The 15,979-nt window shown below is 70.1% G+C and carries 17 protein-coding genes; 13 read left to right on the top strand and 4 right to left on the bottom strand.

Annotation, left to right across the window (positions count from 1 at the left end; genetic code table 11):
• Positions 1-6: 6 nt before the first annotated feature.
• Positions 7-150 carry a hypothetical protein gene (locus VT85_RS27660; RefSeq protein WP_156512864.1) on the bottom strand — a complete coding sequence of 48 codons (144 nt, stop codon included), beginning with the start codon at positions 148-150 and terminating at the stop codon, positions 7-9.
• Positions 151-351: 201 nt separating this feature from the next.
• On the opposite strand from VT85_RS27660, the gene VT85_RS13595 reads away from it, so the two are divergent.
• Positions 352-804 carry a YaiI/YqxD family protein gene (locus VT85_RS13595; protein WP_068416024.1) on the top strand — a complete coding sequence of 151 codons (453 nt, stop codon included), beginning with the start codon at positions 352-354 and terminating at the stop codon, positions 802-804.
• A 24-nt stretch (positions 805-828) separates the two neighbouring features.
• Here VT85_RS13595 and VT85_RS13590 read toward each other — a convergent pair whose 3' ends face one another.
• Positions 829-1,806: an aldo/keto reductase gene (locus VT85_RS13590; RefSeq protein WP_082858587.1), complete on the bottom strand. Its 978-nt coding sequence runs from the start codon at positions 1,804-1,806 to the stop codon at positions 829-831.
• Positions 1,807-2,050: 244 nt separating this feature from the next.
• Between VT85_RS13590 and VT85_RS13585 the strand changes: the two genes are divergently transcribed.
• Entirely contained in the window at positions 2,051-2,800 is a 750-nt protein-coding gene (locus VT85_RS13585) for a DUF72 domain-containing protein (RefSeq protein WP_068416021.1), read from the top strand.
• Here the strand turns inward: VT85_RS13585 and VT85_RS13580 are convergent.
• Entirely contained in the window at positions 2,782-3,132 is a 351-nt protein-coding gene (locus tag VT85_RS13580; protein WP_068416019.1) for a hypothetical protein, read from the bottom strand. The genes VT85_RS13585 and VT85_RS13580 overlap by 19 nt on opposite strands.
• Before the next feature lie 366 nt (positions 3,133-3,498).
• Here VT85_RS13580 and VT85_RS13575 point away from each other — a divergent pair, with 366 nt between their 5' ends.
• The 7 genes from VT85_RS13575 (at position 3,499) to VT85_RS13545 (ending at position 9,979) form a co-directional block, all read left to right on the top strand.
• A complete protein-coding gene (locus tag VT85_RS13575) occupies positions 3,499-3,849 on the top strand; it encodes an RNA recognition motif domain-containing protein (protein WP_068421977.1) in 351 nt (116 codons plus the stop codon).
• 312 nt (positions 3,850-4,161) lie between these two features.
• Positions 4,162-4,431, top strand: a complete 270-nt coding sequence (locus tag VT85_RS13570) for a hypothetical protein (RefSeq protein WP_156512863.1) — start codon at positions 4,162-4,164, stop codon at positions 4,429-4,431.
• A gap of 46 nt (positions 4,432-4,477) precedes the next feature.
• The gene (locus tag VT85_RS27655) at positions 4,478-4,744 is read left to right on the top strand and encodes a hypothetical protein (RefSeq protein WP_156512862.1); all 267 of its coding nucleotides are present in this window, start codon (positions 4,478-4,480) and stop codon (positions 4,742-4,744) included.
• A 337-nt stretch (positions 4,745-5,081) separates the two neighbouring features.
• Positions 5,082-5,951 carry a hypothetical protein gene (locus tag VT85_RS13560; RefSeq protein ID WP_068416013.1) on the top strand — a complete coding sequence of 290 codons (870 nt, stop codon included), beginning with the start codon at positions 5,082-5,084 and terminating at the stop codon, positions 5,949-5,951.
• Positions 5,948-6,715: an ABC transporter ATP-binding protein gene (locus tag VT85_RS13555; RefSeq protein WP_068416007.1), complete on the top strand. Its 768-nt coding sequence runs from the start codon at positions 5,948-5,950 to the stop codon at positions 6,713-6,715. The genes VT85_RS13560 and VT85_RS13555 overlap by 4 nt, the downstream gene beginning before the upstream one ends.
• Entirely contained in the window at positions 6,712-8,493 is a 1,782-nt protein-coding gene (locus tag VT85_RS13550; protein WP_068416005.1) for a putative ABC transporter permease subunit, read from the top strand. Before VT85_RS13555 ends, VT85_RS13550 begins: the two co-directional genes overlap by 4 nt.
• 100 nt (positions 8,494-8,593) lie before the next feature.
• The gene (locus tag VT85_RS13545; RefSeq protein ID WP_156512861.1) at positions 8,594-9,979 is read left to right on the top strand and encodes a PDZ domain-containing protein; all 1,386 of its coding nucleotides are present in this window, start codon (positions 8,594-8,596) and stop codon (positions 9,977-9,979) included.
• 60 nt (positions 9,980-10,039) lie between these two features.
• On the opposite strand, the gene VT85_RS13540 is transcribed toward VT85_RS13545, so the two are convergent.
• Positions 10,040-10,252: a hypothetical protein gene (locus VT85_RS13540; protein WP_068415999.1), complete on the bottom strand. Its 213-nt coding sequence runs from the start codon at positions 10,250-10,252 to the stop codon at positions 10,040-10,042.
• Positions 10,253-10,532: 280 nt separating this feature from the next.
• Between VT85_RS13540 and VT85_RS13535 the strand changes: the two genes are divergently transcribed.
• The 4 genes from VT85_RS13535 (at position 10,533) to mqnC (ending at position 15,962) form a co-directional block, all read left to right on the top strand.
• Positions 10,533-11,720, top strand: a complete 1,188-nt coding sequence (locus VT85_RS13535; RefSeq protein ID WP_068415997.1) for a serine/threonine-protein kinase — start codon at positions 10,533-10,535, stop codon at positions 11,718-11,720.
• Entirely contained in the window at positions 11,624-13,927 is a 2,304-nt protein-coding gene (locus VT85_RS13530; RefSeq protein WP_068415996.1) for a WD40 repeat domain-containing protein, read from the top strand. The genes VT85_RS13535 and VT85_RS13530 overlap by 97 nt, the downstream gene beginning before the upstream one ends.
• A 147-nt stretch (positions 13,928-14,074) precedes the next feature.
• Entirely contained in the window at positions 14,075-14,902 is an 828-nt protein-coding gene (locus VT85_RS13525) for a menaquinone biosynthetic enzyme MqnA/MqnD family protein (protein ID WP_068415995.1), read from the top strand.
• Entirely contained in the window at positions 14,862-15,962 is a 1,101-nt protein-coding gene (gene mqnC / locus VT85_RS13520; RefSeq protein WP_068415990.1) for a cyclic dehypoxanthinyl futalosine synthase, read from the top strand. Before VT85_RS13525 ends, mqnC begins: the two co-directional genes overlap by 41 nt.
• The last annotated feature ends 17 nt before the right edge of the window (positions 15,963-15,979 follow it).

Below are 15,979 nucleotides of genomic sequence, written 5' to 3'. Positions count from 1 at the left end.
CTCGGCTCAACGGCCCTTCCTGATCGCCCGGAATTCCGACTCGTCGCCGCCGTGGAAGACGATCAACCCGTGGAGTTCGTCGCCCCTCGCCACGGTCCGGCCTCGGCCCTGCGCCGGGTCCATCTCGTCGTTGCCGTCCCAGGTCCACACGAGGGCCGGTTCGCCCTCCCGTGTCGCCGGTCGGCAGTCCATTATGGCGCAGTCAACCTGCGTCGGTCTCGCGGAAATGCAGGCTGGCGGCGAGGTCTTCCGGCCGATCTGGCTGGACTTTCCTCGTAGAATGGGAGGGGTCGTCCAACGGCCCCCAGCCATGCCGATCGCCCTCTCACGCCACGTCGGGACGCCCAGCCGATGCCAATCTACGTCGATGCCGACGCCTGCCCGGTCAAGGATGAGATCTACCGGGTCGCCCGACGCCACGAGGCCAAGGTCTTCGTGGTCTCGAACTCGCTGCTGTTCACGCCCAGGGACGCGCTGATCGAGCTGGTCGTGGTCCGGGGCGGATTCGACGCGGCCGACGACTGGATCGCCGATCGCGTCGGCGTTGGGGACGTCGCGATCACCTCGGACATCCCCCTGGCGGAGCGCTGCCTGAAGGCCGACGCGCGAGTGCTGAACCCGAAGGGATACGCCTTCACCGAGGACGCCATCGGCGAGGCGCTCGCCACCCGCGCCCTGCACGATATGCTGAGGCAGTCGGGCGAGTTCGGCGGCGGGCCGTCGGCCTTCTCCAAGGTCGATCGGTCCCGCTTCCTCTCCAAGCTGGACGAGACGCTCCACGCGATCCGAAGGGGAAAGCGCTAGCGCGATCGGCCCGGTTGAACCGCGTCAGGCCTTCTTCTCGAAGATCGGCTCGCCGTCCTGGGCGATCGCGGCGACGATCTCGCGCTCGGCGTCGTTGAGGGGCGTCAGCGCCCCCGCCTGGGCCAGCTCGACCGCCATCTTGAAGAGGTCCCAGTGTCCCGGCGGGATCATGGCGTGGACCGGCAGATCGTTGGTGAACCGCAGCCCCAGCGACACCTGATCGAGCTGATCGAAAGGCTCGTACCAGGTCTTGTTCCACTTGCGATCCTCCGGCTGGACCGTCCATTTCCGGTGGGCCATCGCCTTGAGGGCCAGGATCGCCTTCCCACCTTCCTGGGCGCGCTTGTGGACCGAGGGACCGAACCCCTCCTTGATCCAGGTCGGGAAGCCCAGGGGAAACAGGATCGAGTCGAAATCATGGCGATCCATCGCCGCATGGGCCGCCTCCTCGCTGTGGGCCGAGAAGCCGAGGTAGCGGACTTGGCCGCGCTCCCTGGCCTTCAGGAAAACCTCCATCGCCCCTCCCGGCGCGAAGGCCCGGTCGACGTCCTCCAGGCTCGTCAGCGCATGGAGCTGATAGAGGTCGAGCCGATCGGTCTGCAGGACCCGCAACGACTCCTCCAACTCCCCGCGAGCCCCGGCCGCCTCCCGCTCGGTCGTCTTGCAGGCGAGGAAGCAGCCGTCGCGATGGGGCTTGAGGGCCGGTCCGAGCCGCTCCTGGGCGTTGCCGTAGGAAGGGGCCACGTCGAAGTAGTTGACGCCTCGATCCACGGCCTCGCCGACGTATCGCGAGGCCTGCTCGGGCGTCACGTCCATGACGATGATGCCGCCGAAGCCGATCATCGAGATCGAGTCCTTCGCCCTGCCGTAAGGCCGCTTCGGCACGAGCTGGGAAGGCGGCGAGCCGGCCTGGAAGGCCTCCCTGGCCCGCACGTACGCGGGATCGAGCAGGGCCAGAAGACCGGCGGCGGACGTGCCCTTGAGAAAGCCTCGACGTTCCATCGGATGCGTCTCCTGTCTGGGATGACCCGGGACCGCTCGATTATACCAGGAGGTCCGGACGGCGAGGGCGAGTCTCGATCGCGGCGACGCGGGAGCAGTCGGCGTTCCTTCCCGGGTCCCGTGATCGAAAACGTCGGAGCGGGTCGGGTCGGCACGCCCCTTGCTTTGAGACGATCGGCGACGCGACGGCCGGACGCCCGTCCATTCGGCGTCGCTCGCGGTCTCACCTTCGAAGGAGCCCGGGATGGGTCGCCCCCCCCGCCTCGACGCGCGCATCGGGTGCGCCGGCTGGTCCATCCCCAAGGAGCACGCCGGGAGCTTCCCCGAGGAGGGGAGCCATCTGGAGCGCTACGCGCGGAGGTTCCCGGCCGTCGAGATCAACTCGTCGTTCTACCGCCCCCATCGGCCGTCCACGTACGCCCGATGGGCGGCGGAGACGCCGGCCGGCTTCTCGTTCTCGATCAAGGTCCCCCGGGAGATCACCCATGATCGCCGCCTCGTCGGCGCGGGCGAGCCGCTCGACCGCTTCCTCGACGAGACCGCCCAGCTGGGGGCGAAGCGAGGCCCGCTCCTGGTGCAACTCCCCCCGAGCCTGGCCTTCGACCGCGGGGTCGCCGCCGCGTTTCTGGAGGCGCTGAGGCGGCGGTACGACGGGGGCGTCGCCTGGGAGCCCCGACACCGAAGCTGGTTCGAGCCCGAAGCGGACCGGCTGCTCGCCGATCACGAGGCCGCCCGCGTCGCGGCCGATCCCGCCGTCGTCCCCCGGGCGGCGGAGCCCGGCGGCTGGCGAGGCTTGATCTACCACCGCCTGCACGGGTCGCCGGTGATGTACCATTCGGCGTATCCCGACTCCGATCGCGACGCCCTGGCGGATCGGCTCGCCGCCGAGGCCGGCGACGGGCCCGTCTGGTGCATCTTCGACAACACGGCCGAAGGCGCGGCGACGAGCGACGCCCTGGCCGTGCTGGATCGGCTTCAGGCCCCGCCGCGATGAGCGTCGATCCGCCGCCGCTCCGCGTCGACGCGATCCCAAACAAGCCCGAACAGCTCGTCGGCGGAGTCCGCGGCGACGATCGTCACGCCGGGTTCCGCCAGCGGCGTGCCGCTGGGCCGGTAGGAGATCCGATAGGCGCCGTCGCGCTCGGCGGCGCCGACGACCAGGGCGAAGAACGGGGAACGCTCATCTCCGGCCGTCTCCTCGCTCCGGACCCTCAGCGTGACGTCGCCCCCCTGCGCCTTCAAGGCGAGGCCCACCGCGGGGACGTCCCGGAGTTCTTCCCGCAGGCGGACGAACAGCTTGACGAGATTCTCATCGGTCCGGGTCATGTCGCTCCAGCCCTTCCGGTTCAGCGTCGCCGGATCTCGGCCGCGGTCGCCCTCGAACCCGCAGGAGATCCGGGCGAGGACATTCTACGCGAGGGGGCGTCGACGCGGGCCATTTCACGCGTTTGGACGGATGTTGAAAAAAATCTCGTTTTTCCTATTCATCGTTTCCAGCTTCTGTTATGCTTCACTCGGTTGGTCTGTCGACCGAGCGGCGCCGCTGGCACTCCCCGAGGCCTCATCGCCCATCTCTCGCCTTTTCCAGCCTTTCGGGCCCACCTGGGGCCCACCGGGGCCCATCTAGGGCCCACCTTCCTTCTCGACCCGGGGAGCACCATGCGGGTCGAATCTTTCGCCTCGGAGCTGATCTTGTCCAGAAAGCTTTACGTTGGGAATCTGACCTACAACATCACCTCCACCGATCTGGAGGAGCTGTTCACGCCCTACGGGACCGTGCAGAGCGCCCAGGTGGTCGTCGATCGGGACACTAACCGCTCGAAGGGCTTCGGCTTCGTCGAGATGGGCTCGGACGCCGAAGCCCAGGCGGCCATCCAGGCCCTGAACGGTCACAACTACGACGGCCGCAACCTGACCGTCAACGAAGCCAAGCCCCGTGAGCCCCGCACCGGCGGCGGCGGCGGCTACGGTGGTGGTGGCGGCGGCGGCTACGGCGGTGGCGGCGGCGGCTACGGTGGCGGTGGCGGCGGTCGCCGCTATTGATCAGCCTGATCGATGGGCGCGGAAGGGTTTGCAACCTCAGCCCCTCCCGCCCCGTCGATGAAGTCCTCCTTTCCAGCGTTCCCATCGACGAGCTGATCGATGGGCGCTGGAATGCGGCCTTTCTCCGGATTCGTCCGGACGATCCGCGTTCGAGCCGGGAGAGTCCCCCCTCCATAGGGGACGTCCCGCGAGCCGGGGATCGGGGCCCCGTGCATCGAACCCGGCCCTCGCACAGGAAGGCCTCTCGATGACAGCGATCCGGCGGAAGCCGGACGATATCGAATGCGAGAGCGGGACCGGAGCCGCAGGGCGATGGTCCCGACATCCTCGGAGAGCTTTTTCGCCGTCGGCGAGAGCCTCATCTTCGCCCTCGCCCCATTGCAACCGGGCGAGGAGCCCCATGACATGCACGGCGATTCGATTCGCATCGCCGAGACCAGCGAGGCCGCCTCGCCTGGTAATCAACCGGGAGCCCCTGAGGCTCCTCATCGCCTCCGCATGCGCCGGGGCTCGATCGCGTCTTGGCTCTCGGCCCCGACTTTCGGCGGCTCGAAGCGCCTGACGCCCGTCCGGGCGGCCTGATCCTGATGGTCCTCCCGGAGTCGCCTTACCCCTCTGAGGAGGCACCATGTCGACAAGGCACTATCACACTCCTCCCACCTCCGTTTCGGGACGGGCCCAGTGCCCGGTCTGCCACAAGGCGGTCTACTCGCAGGCAGGCATCCACCCCCAATGCGCCGTCCGGCAGTCGGACCCCCCTCGACCGAAGGTCAAGCCGGAAGCGCCCGCCCCCGCCGAATTGCTCGCCGAAGGCTCGCCGAAAGTCGAGTCCCTCACGGTGAAGGTCCCGGCGAAGGCGAAAGTGAAGGCCTTCAGCCGGTCCGCTCCCGCCTGAGCCTCGGCCCGCCCTTCGACCCTCGCCGACGCACCCGCGCCTTCGCGCCCGGGGGCTGATCGCTCCACGCCGGGCGCCTCGACCGAGTCGAGGAACGCGCCGGTCCGTCGGCGTCGATCGATCGGGAACATCCTCGATCCGTCTGGAGTCCCCCGCGACGCGCGGCGGCTCCTCCGGCGCGCCATCGAGGGGCTTCCCGGGTGGAGACGGCCCGGCGCGTCCGACAGGCGTCGGAATCTCGGCCGGGGAGGACGCTTTCCCCTGTCCTCCCCGGCCCTTCGCGCCTAGCATGGACAGAGAGTTTCTCTCTTCACCATGTTATTAGGGGACGAACGCCATGCCCCCACGGCTGGTCTCGGTAGCCATCCTGGTCTACTGGTCGATCGCGGCGTTCTTCCTGCTCAAGTGGGAGGTCCTGCCGGAGCTGAGCCTCGGCTATCCCCCCGACCTGAGGTCGATCGTCTCGGCGGCCGGAGACGACGCGGGCCCGGCGTCGTGGTCGATCGACGTGCTCGACGACCCTCGGAACCCCGAAGCCCGCCGGAACGTCGGCGAGGCCCGGACCGAGACGAAGCGGCTCCCCTCCGGCGGGTACGAAATGACCAGCACGGTCGAATTCGACGCCGGCGAACTGCTCAAGCGGACCCCGCTGGCGAACAGCCCGAGCGTACGGCTGACCATCGACGGCGACTACCGGGTCGACAGCCGGGGCGACCTTAAGTGGTTCATCATGAAGGTCAGGGGCGCCGACGAGGGGGCCGACCTGTTCAAGGTCGAGGGGAAGGTCAGCGGCGGCGTGATGGACGTCAGGGCGCGGGGGATCGCCTCGGTGTTCAACCTCCACAAGACCTACCCGTACGAGTCGCGGAGCGTGGTTTACGACGCCCTCCGCCCGCTCGACCGCCTGCCCGGGCTGAACGTCGGCCAGAGGTGGGATGTGCAGGTCGTCAACCCCCTGTCCGGGATGGTCGAGACGGCCCGCGTGGAGGTCAAGCGGCGGACCCTGATCGTCTGGAACGGCGAGGCCGTCAGCGCGTTCGAAGTCGAGCAGCACGCGGGGCCGATCACCACCAAGACCTGGGTGCGGCTGGACGGGGCGATCCTCCGTCAGCAGGTGCCGCTGCCGTTCGTCGAGATGATCCTGGAACGGCTGCCGGACAAGTCGACGAAGACGGCCGCCGAAGCCGACCGGAAGGGGGAGCAATGATCGAGCTTCGCGGCGTGAGCAAGTCGTTCGGCGCGAAGCGCGCCGTCGACCACCTGGACCTGACCGTCCGGCCGGGGGAGCTGTTCGCGTTCCTCGGCCCCAACGGGGCCGGCAAGACCACCACGATCAAGATGATCTGCGGCCTCCTCGCCCCCAGCGGCGGCACGGTGACGGTCGGCGGCTTTCCCGCGTCGTCGGCGGAGGCCCGCCGGCAGCTCGGCTACGTCCCGGACCAGCCCTACCTTTACGACAAGCTGACCGGCCGCGAGTTCCTCCGGTTCGTGGTCGAGATGTACGGCGTCGACCGGGAGGCCGGCACGGCCCGGATCGACGAGATGATCGACACTTTCGAGATGGCCGACTTCATCGACGAGCTTTGCGAGAACTACTCGCAGGGGATGAAGCAGCGGGTGGTCTTCGCCTCGGCCCTGGTGCACGAGCCCCGAGTCCTGGTGGTCGACGAGCCCCTGGTCGGGCTCGACCCCCGCAGCGCCCGGATCGTCAAGAACATGTTCGTGGCGCAGGCGAGGGCCGGAGCGGCCGTGCTGATGTCGATCCACCTCCTGGCGATCGCCGAGGAGCTGGCCGACACCATCGGCATCGTCGACCACGGCCGGATGCTCGCGGTCGGCTCGCTCGACGAGCTTCGCAAGCAGGCCCAACATGACGGCAGCCTGGAGGACCTGTTCCTCAAGCTGACCGGCGACGGCGTCCACCGGGCGATCAGCCCCGTCGCCCGGGCCCGCCTGGAGACGCCGAAATGAGCCTCGCCCTGCCGGAATCGCCGGCCGCCGCAATCGACGCCCCCCGCCCCTCGGCCGATCGCACGGCCCGCGCCCTGCGCTGGCTGCGATGGCGGCTGTTGCGCAACGCGACGGGAGTCCTGGTCGCGGACGCCCGCCTGCGGATGTCGATGATCGTGTTCTGCAGCGCGGTCTTCTGGGCGGGGCTGTTCCTGCTCTTCCTCGGGAGCTTCCAGTTCATCGCGTCGTTCATCGACCTGGCGAACACGCTCATCGAATACCTGTTCAGCATGTTCTTCCTGTCGCTCCTGGCGATGCTCCTGTTCTCGACCGGAATCATCGTCTACGCGGCGCTTTTCCACTCGCGCGAGGCGGCCTATCTGCTGACCACGCCGGCCTCGACCGACCGGATCTTCGCCCACAAGTTCGCCGAGGCCGTGGGGTTCTCCTCGTGGGGGTTCTTCCTGCTGGGGAGCCCCCTTCTGGTCGCCTACGGGCTGACGATCAAGCCGGCCGGCGGCGATGCGGGCGCGCCCTGGGCCTACTACCCGCTGTTCCTGATCTTCCTGCTGGCGTTCGTGATGATCCCGGCGAGCCTGGGGGCGATCGTGGCGATCCTCGTGGCGAACGTCTTCCCGAGGCGCGAGCGGACGATCCTCGCCCTGGCGACGCTCGGCGCGGCGGCGGGCCTCTTCTACGTCGGCTACCGGCTCTGGACGACGCCCGGCGAGGCGCTCAGCGGCGACTGGCTCGGAGGGGTGCTGAACCGCCTGGCGTTCTGCCAGCACCCGCTCTGGCCCAGCCGATGGATGTCCGCCGGGCTGCTCGCCTCGGCGAAGGGGGACTGGCCGGGCGCCGCGTACTACCTGATGATCCTCTCCTCCCACGCCGGACTCGGGTATCTGACCGCCGCCGTGCTGGCGCGCGACCTCTATCGACGCGGCTACAGCCGGGTCCAGGGGGGGCGGTCGAAGCGGAAGCGGGTGGGCTTCCAGTTCATGGACGCCGCCTTCCACCGCCTCTTCTTCTACCTCCCCCACCCGATCCGGCTCCTGATCCTCAAGGACCTGCGGACCTTCCTCCGCGACCCGACGCAGTGGTCGCAGTTCGTGATCTTCTTCGGGCTCCTGGCGTTCTACTTCCTGAACATCCCCCGGCTGGGATACGGGGCGCAGAGCCCGTACTGGCGGAACCTCGTCAGCTTCCTGAACCTGTCGGTGACGGCCCTGATCCTCTCCACGTTCACCAGCCGGTTCATCTTCCCGCTGCTCTCGCTGGAGGGGCGGAACTTCTGGGTCCTGGGCCTGCTCCCCCTGCGACGCGACCAGATCCTCTGGGGCAAGTTCGCGTTCTCGGCGGGGATCTCGCTGATCTCGACCGAGTTCCTGGTGATCCTCTCCGACTTGATGCTCCAGATGAACCCCTGGATGATCCTGCTGCACGTCGGGATGATCGCGGTCCTCTGCCTGGGGCTCTCGGGGATCAGCGTGGGGCTGGGCGCGCGGCTGCCCAACCTGCGGGAGAGCGACCCGTCGAAGATCGCCGCCGGGTTCGGCGGGACGTTCAACCTGCTGGTGAGCCTGGTCTTCATCTTCACGATCGTCACGGCCCTCGCCGTGCCGTGCCACCTCTACTTCGTCGGCCAGGACAACCCCGAGTCGGCCCGCTACATCCTCTCGCGCGGGGGGCTCCGGTTCTGGCTCACGACGGCCGTGGTCGCCAGCCTGATCGTCGGCGCGGCGGCCACCATCATCCCGCTTCGGATCGGGATCAAGGCGTTCAACCGGATGGACTTCTGACCCCGACGGCGTCTCCTTTGCGGTCTCGGCTCGGGGTACAATCACGGCGATCGAGGGCCGGGGCCCCGGTCGCCAGGCCGAACATTCGGGAGGAGACGTGATGAAACGCTCATGCTTGTGCGCCGTCGCGACGCTGGTCCTGGCGACGACCGGGCCGATCCGGGCCCAGGACGCCCCGCGATCGAAGGAAGCCGCCGCCGTGATCGTCGACGGCGCGGTGCGCGACGTCTTCCGCAGCGCCCGGCCGGAGCAGGCCGACGCCCTGGTGCAGATCGACGTCGCCCGCACGGAACTGGGCCGAGCCCCGGCCGACGTCCGCCGGCCGCCGATCCCCGCGCCCGGCGACCCGGTCTACGTCCACGTCCCCCGAGGCGACCGGCCGATCCCTCCCGTGGGGTCCGCGATCCGCGCCTACCTCGCCCCCCGCCCCGGCGGCGGCTGGCAGGGTGCCTCCTCCGACTGGTTCGATCTGGCGGCCGAGCCGGACGTCGCCGCGCGGCCCGCCCCCTCCCCGACGCCGGGTCCGTCGTCGGGCGCCTCGTCCGCCTCGGGCAAGACGATCCTCGGGGACTTCGGCGTGAAGGCCGACCCGGTGGAGGCCAGCGGCCGGTTGGTTCTGAAGATCACCGACGTCCTCCCCGACACCCCGGCCCAGAAGGCGGGTTTCGAGAAGGGGGACGTGATCATCGGCGTGAACAAGTCGGGCTTCGCCAGCCTCCAGCAGTTCGCCGACCTGCTCTCCCAGGGCCCGGCGACGGCCGAACTCGCGGTGCTCAACGTCCGCACCAACGAGCAGGCCGCGGTGCCGGTCGACGTGACCGGCATCATCAAGCAAGGCCCCCCGCGCCGGCCCGCGCCCTCGCCGAACTCTCCCGTCCCGACGCCCCCGAAGCGATCGCTGGGCATCGAGGTCGAGCCGGTCCGCCTGGGCCTGAAGGTCACGGAGGTTCGGCAGGACGGACCCGCTCGGAAGGCCGGATTCGAAGTGGGCGACGTGCTCGTCGAGGCCGGCGGCGCGGCCCTGACCGACGAGGCCAGGCTCCAGGAAGCCGTCGACAAGGCCGGCGCGACGCTCACGGTGACCGTCCGCGACAGCCGGACCGGGAAAAACATCCCCGTCGAAGTCTCCCTCGGCGCGCCCGAGCCGTCGCCCCGGCCGACCCCGCTCCCCTCCCCCGCGCCCGAAGCCGACCCGGCTCCCGGCGGGGGCCTCACCTCGCGGCGCTTCGGCCTGACCGTCAAGCCGGGCACGGCCGACCTGCTCCCGGTCGTGAAGGTCGCGGCCGTCGCCCCCGGCAGCCCGGCGGACCGCGCCGGCCTGCAAGTCGGCGACGCCATCGTCGGCGTCGACGACCGCGTCGTCTTCGCCCCCGACCTCTTCGAGGAAGCCCTCAAGGGCGTCAGCAAGACGACCTTCACCCTGACCGTCCTGGACGTCAAGAGCGGCAAGAAGACCCCCGTGAAGGTCGACCTCCAACAACGCTGATCGGAACGCTCCCCGGCGCGCCGCCCCCGGGCGCGCCGGGAGTCGCCATACCGCCATTCCTCAACGAGCCGCACGCCCGCGCCGCATCCGTCGACCCGTGATCGCCAGGAAGCCCCCGCCCAGTCCCATCAGCGCAAGGGCCGACGGTCCGGGGCGGGCGGTCGAGCCGGCCGACGCGGCGAGCCCGCCGTCGGCGACGTCCGCGACGAGCCGCCATTCGTTGGTCTGGCCGAAGTTGGTGAGCGAGCCGAGTGCGGCGAACAGTTCGTGCATGTCTCGCGGCGCGGAAGCACGCCGACCATGGGTTCGTGGCGAACCGTCGTGCATCGAACGGGGAAGGTCGCGGAAATCGGCCGATTCTCGGTCGCTTGATCCCACGCCGTGGACCGGGCTACCATGAAGTTCCTGGGTTCCGAGCGGGCCCGTCGCCGCGCGACTCGGAGGGGTTCGAAGTCATGGGTGGAGAACGAGACGGCGACGAGCAACGGGCGGCCGTGGGCGATCGCTCGGCCGTCGCGGCGCGGATGCTCCGCCGGTTCGAGGGGGAGGCGGAATGACCGCGCCGAACGGTGGGACGTCGAGCGGCGGCCCCCTTTCCCGCTGGCTGGCCCGCTACCACGAGGCCCTGGAGCAGGGCGAGACGCCGCCGGAGCTTAGGCCCGAGGAGATGGGGGTGGACGAGGCCGACCTCGACCGCTTCCGCTCGTTCCTCCACATGCTCGACCGCACGCTGCGGCCCCCGGACACGTCCGGCCCCGGGAGGACGATCGTCGACCTCTCCGACGGCCCGACGGCGGCTTCGGAGGAGGCGGCCCTCCCGCAGGCGATCGGACGTTTCCAGATCGAGAAGAAGTTGGGCCGCGGCGGCTTCGGGATCGTCTTTCGGGCGTTCGACCCGGGCATGGGGCGCTGGGTCGCCCTCAAGATCCCCAGGGCCGAGGCGCTCCTCGCCCCGGGCGTCCGCCGCCGATTCCTCGGCGAGGCCCACGTCGCGGCGCAGCTCGACCACCCGAACCTCGTGCCCGTGTTCGAGGCCGGCGAGGCGGGGACGATCTGCTACATCGCCTCGGCCTACTGCGAGGGGCCGACGCTCCGGCGCTGGATCAAAGCGGGGAACTCCCCGGTCGAGCCGCGCCGCGCGGCCCGGCTCGTCCTGGCGATGACCCGGGCCGTCGAGCACATGCACGCCCGAGGCCTCCTCCACTGCGACCTGAAACCGGAGAACATCCTCCTGGACCTCCCCCCCGATGACGAGCCCGACGCCGACCCGACGCCGCGGATCACCGACTTCGGCCTCGCCCGCCTGATCGATTCGCCGATCGGCGAATCGACCGCGGCGAAGGCCTGGGGCACGCCCCCCTACATGGCGCCGGAGCAGATCGAGCAGCGCCGCGAGGTCGTCGGCCCGGCGACCGACGTCTACGCCCTTGGCGCGATCCTCTACGAGTTGGCGACCGGCCGCCCGCCCCACAAGGCCGAGTCACCCTGGGAGTTGATGCGGGCGGTGGTCGCCGACCCGCCGGCCTCGCCCCGCTCGGTGAACCGGTCGGTCCCCCGCGACCTGGGCGCGATCGCGATGATGTGCCTGGAGAAGCGGTCGAGACTCCGCTACCCGGACGCCGCGACCCTGGCCGACGACCTGGAATGCTTCCTCGAGCGCCGGCCGACCAGCGCCCGCCCCCTGGGGCCCCCCGCCGCCTGGCCCGCTGGTCCGCCCGCAACCCGGCCGCGACGGCCCTGATCGTGATGAGCCTGGCGACCCTGGGGGTCAGCGTCTCCTACTCGATCGCCCTGCGGCGGACCGTCGCCGAACGGGACCAGAACGTCGACGATCTGAACCGCGCGAACGTCGACCTGCAGCAGGCGAAGGCCGAGACCGAGGCGGCCCTGGCCCGCGCCCTGGAGGCGAGCGACCGCGAGCAGCGGCAGAGCTACGCCGCCACCCTCGCCAGGGCCCAGCGTGAGATGGACCAAGGCCGATCGGCCCAGGCGCAGCGGCGGCTCCGCGAACTGATCCCCGCCGCCGACTCGGCCGACCCCGACCCGCGGGACTTCGCCTGGCACTACCTCTGGAGGCAGTCGCGCCGCGACCGTACGGTCCTGGACGACTTGTTTCCCGGCGGGACTTGCCAACTCTCGGCGGGCGAGGGAGTGCTCCTGGGGGTGACCCCCAGCCGGCACAGGGGGGGCGTGTGGAGGACCGACCGGCCGGATGCGCCCACCCTCGCCGTCGTACGGCCCACGATGCGCTTCGAGCCATGGGACCTTCCCGGATCCGAGATCGACCACGTCACGGCGATAGCCGAGGGCCGCATGGCGATCGCCTTGAATGATTCGGAGGAGCGAGACGGCGTCCTCTCGGTCGTCGACCTCTCCGACGGCGGGGTCAAGGCCACGACGTCGAATCCGAGGTTCGGCTCGGAAACAATCGCGACGTCCGTCGATGGCCTCCGATTGGCCATAGGCATCCAGGCCGCCAAGACGGTCCGGCTCGAGCGATATCCCCTGGAGTTCGACGGACGGAGGTTGATGGTTTTCGGAGTTCCGGAAGCGGGGACGGTCGTCTTCGCGGCCGACCAGCGTCGGATCGTCTCCGCGCGGCACTGCTGCGCCGCGAACGACCGTCGCCTCCTGGACATCTGGGACGTCAGGACCCGTCAACGCGTCATGGCGCGCGACGACGGGACCATGGGCCCGGCGCTCGCGGTCTCGCCCGAGAAGGGAGGGCCGATCGCGACGGGAACGCTGGATGGAATCGTTCAGCTCCGACATCCCTCCCGGGGGACCGTGATCGCGACCCTGCCGGCTCCGGAGGGCAACGACGATCACCGCGTCGAGTCCCTGGCCTTCTCGGCGGACGGGAAGCTGCTGGCGGCCGGATACAACCGGCGCGCGATCCTCTGGGACGTGGCCGAGCGCCGCCGGATCGAGTCGATCGAGGGCCTGGGGGACTGGGTTTCTTCGGTCGCCTTCCTGCCGGAATGGCCGGGGGACGTCGCCCTGGGGCTCGGCACGGGCGAGGTGGTCATCTGGCACACCGAGCCGATCGAGGACGCCGTCATCCCCGGCGGTCACGACGAGGAGGTCTGGGGGGTCGCGTTCACGGCCGATGGAGACCTCGCCACGGTGGGCGGGGACCGGCGGCTCAAGCTCTGGGACGGCCGCACCGGGGCGGAGCGCCGGTCGCTCGGGGGGCATGAGGCGTGGCCGTCGTGCCTCGCGTCCGCCCCGACGGCCGGGCTGCTCGCGTCGGCGGACTTCGACGGCCGGCTCCTGATCTGGGACGCCAAGGAGGGCCGGCTGCTCCACAACCTGCAAGCCCACGAGGACCGCATCCGGGCGGTGGACTTCTCGCCCGACGGGCGTCTGATCGCCACGGGGGGCCGCGACACGACGATCCGCCTCTGGGACGCGGCTTCCGGGGATCTCGTCGCGACCCTGCCCGGCCACGAGCGCAGCATCCGAGGGCTGGCGTTCGGCCCCGACGGCCGCACGCTGGCTTCGGCCGGCGAGGACCCGGCCGTCCTGCTCTGGGACGTCGAGTCGAGGCGGATCCTGAAGCGTTGGGAGCCGACGACCCATCCCACCTGCCTCGCCATCAGCCCCGAAGGCCTCACGATCGCCGCCGGCGACGCCCGCGGCGCGGTGATGGCCTGGGACCTCGAGAGCGGGGCCTTGCGAACGTCGCTGCCGGCCGTTCAAGCCGCGGAGATCAGCGGCCTGGCGTTCAGCCCGGACGGGCGGGCTCTCGCCGCGGGCGGGCAGAACGGCGTCGTCTCGCTCGTGGACGTCGGGATGGGGCAGGTCCATGTCACGCTCGCCGGCCATCAAGGGGGCGTGAACGCCGTGGCGTTCAGCCCGGACGGCCGGACGCTGGCCTCGGTCAGCCATGACCGGACGCTCCGGCTCTGGTGGGCGGGGCCTCCCGAGGCCTCGGGGTCCCGCTAGGGTCCGGTTTCCCGAGGTCGGCTTGTCGCGGCCGGAAATCCGTCTACAATTTCAATAAGGATTGAAAGAACGGCGGCGACATCCATTCCGGTCGCCGCGAAATCCGAAGAACGGGGGGCGGCGGGCCGAGGCCGCGAGGGAGGGGCGATGGTCGGTCCGATCCGGGTGGGGGCGGTCAGCTACCTGAACGCCAAGCCGTTGTACTACCGGCTCGAGGAGTTCGCGCCGGGGGCGCGGCTGAGCATGGAGGTGCCGAGCCGGCTGGCGGAGAAGCTGTCGGCGGGGGAGCTGGACGTGGCGTTGATCCCGTCGGTCGAGTACCTGCGGGGGGCCTCGCGGGGCTACGAGATCCTGCCGGGGTTCGCGATCGGGGCGAGGGGCCCGGTGCGGAGCGTCAAGCTGTTCAGCAAGACGCCGATCGCCGGAATCGAGCGGCTGGCGCTGGACGTCGGCTCGCGGACGAGCCAGGCGCTGGTGCAGGTCTGGCTGGAAGCGGCGCACGGCGTCCGGCCCCGGACGATCGAGGCGTTGCCGCTGGGGGTCTCGGCCCTGGAGAGCACGGCCGACGCGGTCCTGGTGATCGGCGACCGGGCGATGAAGGTGCCGGACGAGCCGTTTTCCGAGGTCGTGGACATGGCGGAGGCCTGGCGCGAGCTGACCGGCCTCCCCTTCGTCTTCGCCCTCTGGGTGGCCCGCGCCGGGGCCGACCTGGGGGAGATCCCGGCCGCCCTGGATCGATGCCGGGCCGAGGGCCTGGCCCACGCCGACGAGCTGTCGCGAATTCACGGACCGCGGCTGGGCCTGGATTTCGGGACGTGTTACGATTACCTGACGCGAGTCCTGTCCTACGATCTGGGCGAGCCGGAGCTGGCGGGCCTGAGGCGATTCGCCGAGATGGCCGCACGCCTGGGCCTGGCGCCCGAAGGAGTGAACCTTGTCTTCCACCGCCCCCGCGACCTTGCGACGCGCCGCTGAAGGCGGCCGCCTGACGTTCGAGGAAGGCGTCGCCTTGTTCCGGGAAGCCAGCCTGCTCGATCTCGGCCGCGCCGCCGACGCCGCGTGCCGCCGGCTCCACCCCGAGCCGTACCGAACGTTCAACATCGACCGGAACATCAACTATACGAACGTCTGCACGGCCGTCTGCGACTTCTGCGCCTTCTACCGGAAGGTCGACGACGCCGACGCCTACGTCCTCGACCGCGAGGTCCTGTTCGACAAGATCCGCGAGACCCTGGAGCTGGGGGGCGACCAGATCCTCCTCCAGGGAGGGCTGCACCCGAAACTCAAGCTGGAGTGGTACGAGGAGCTGCTGCGGGACATCCGCGCCACCTTCCCCGCGATCAACGTCCACGGCTTCAGCGCCCCGGAGATCCACCACTTCACCAAGGTCGCCAAGCTCCCCCTGCGCACCGTGCTGGAGCGGCTCAAGGAAGCCGGCCTGGGGAGCCTCCCCGGCGGCGGGGCCGAGATCCTGGTGGACCGGGTCCGCAAGGCGATCACCCGGGGCAAGGTGAACACCGACGACTGGATCAACGTCCATCGCGTCTGGCACCAGCTCGGCGGGCGGTCGACGGCCACCATGATGTTCGGCCACGTCGAGACGATCGAGGAGCGGGTCGAGCACCTGGACCGGGTCCGCAGCTTGCAAGACGAGACCGGCGGCTTCACGGCCCACATCTGCTGGACCTTCCAGCCCGAGAACACCGAGATGGCCCACGTCCCGACCGCCGGGGCGTTCGAGTACCTCCGCACCCAGGCCATGACCCGGCTCTACCTGGACAACGTGCCCAGCATCCAGTCGTCGTGGGTGACCCAGGGGGCCAAGATCGGCCAGATGGGGCTGTTCTTCGGGGCTAACGACATGGGGAGCCTGATGATCGAGGAGAACGTCGTCTCCTCGGCCGGGACGGTCCACCACCTGAGCCTCGAAGAGATCAAGCGGTGCATCCGCCAGGCGGGCTACATCCCCCGCCAGCGCAACGTGTTCTACGATTACATCGACGAGGCGCCCGTGGCGGCCGTCGAGGTCGCCTGAGCCAGCCTTCCCGACCC

This window comes from Planctomyces sp. SH-PL62, from assembly GCF_001610895.1.
In the GTDB taxonomy this organism is placed as follows: domain Bacteria; phylum Planctomycetota; class Planctomycetia; order Isosphaerales; family Isosphaeraceae; genus Paludisphaera.
This window is presented reverse-complemented; position numbering and strand designations above follow the sequence as displayed.

What these genes read in the sequence shown, in the direction of transcription:
- VT85_RS13535 (WP_068415997.1), top strand. Translation starts at nt 10,533, where the DNA reads ATGACCGCGCCGAACGGTGGGACGTCGAGCGGCGGCCCCCTTTCCCGC.
- VT85_RS13590 (WP_082858587.1), bottom strand. Translation starts at nt 1,806, where the DNA reads ATGGAACGTCGAGGCTTTCTCAAGGGCACGTCCGCCGCCGGTCTTCTG.
- VT85_RS13550 (WP_068416005.1), top strand. Translation starts at nt 6,712, where the DNA reads ATGAGCCTCGCCCTGCCGGAATCGCCGGCCGCCGCAATCGACGCCCCC.
- VT85_RS13570 (WP_156512863.1), top strand. Translation starts at nt 4,162, where the DNA reads ATGGTCCCGACATCCTCGGAGAGCTTTTTCGCCGTCGGCGAGAGCCTC.
- VT85_RS13525 (WP_068415995.1), top strand. Translation starts at nt 14,075, where the DNA reads ATGGTCGGTCCGATCCGGGTGGGGGCGGTCAGCTACCTGAACGCCAAG.
- VT85_RS13530 (WP_068415996.1), top strand. Translation starts at nt 11,624, where the DNA reads ATGCTTCCTCGAGCGCCGGCCGACCAGCGCCCGCCCCCTGGGGCCCCC.
- VT85_RS13540 (WP_068415999.1), bottom strand. Translation starts at nt 10,252, where the DNA reads ATGCACGAACTGTTCGCCGCACTCGGCTCGCTCACCAACTTCGGCCAG.
- VT85_RS13585 (WP_068416021.1), top strand. Translation starts at nt 2,051, where the DNA reads ATGGGTCGCCCCCCCCGCCTCGACGCGCGCATCGGGTGCGCCGGCTGG.
- VT85_RS13595 (WP_068416024.1), top strand. Translation starts at nt 352, where the DNA reads ATGCCAATCTACGTCGATGCCGACGCCTGCCCGGTCAAGGATGAGATC.
- VT85_RS27655 (WP_156512862.1), top strand. Translation starts at nt 4,478, where the DNA reads ATGTCGACAAGGCACTATCACACTCCTCCCACCTCCGTTTCGGGACGG.
- VT85_RS13580 (WP_068416019.1), bottom strand. Translation starts at nt 3,132, where the DNA reads ATGACCCGGACCGATGAGAATCTCGTCAAGCTGTTCGTCCGCCTGCGG.
- VT85_RS13545 (WP_156512861.1), top strand. Translation starts at nt 8,594, where the DNA reads ATGAAACGCTCATGCTTGTGCGCCGTCGCGACGCTGGTCCTGGCGACG.
- VT85_RS13555 (WP_068416007.1), top strand. Translation starts at nt 5,948, where the DNA reads ATGATCGAGCTTCGCGGCGTGAGCAAGTCGTTCGGCGCGAAGCGCGCC.
- VT85_RS13560 (WP_068416013.1), top strand. Translation starts at nt 5,082, where the DNA reads ATGCCCCCACGGCTGGTCTCGGTAGCCATCCTGGTCTACTGGTCGATC.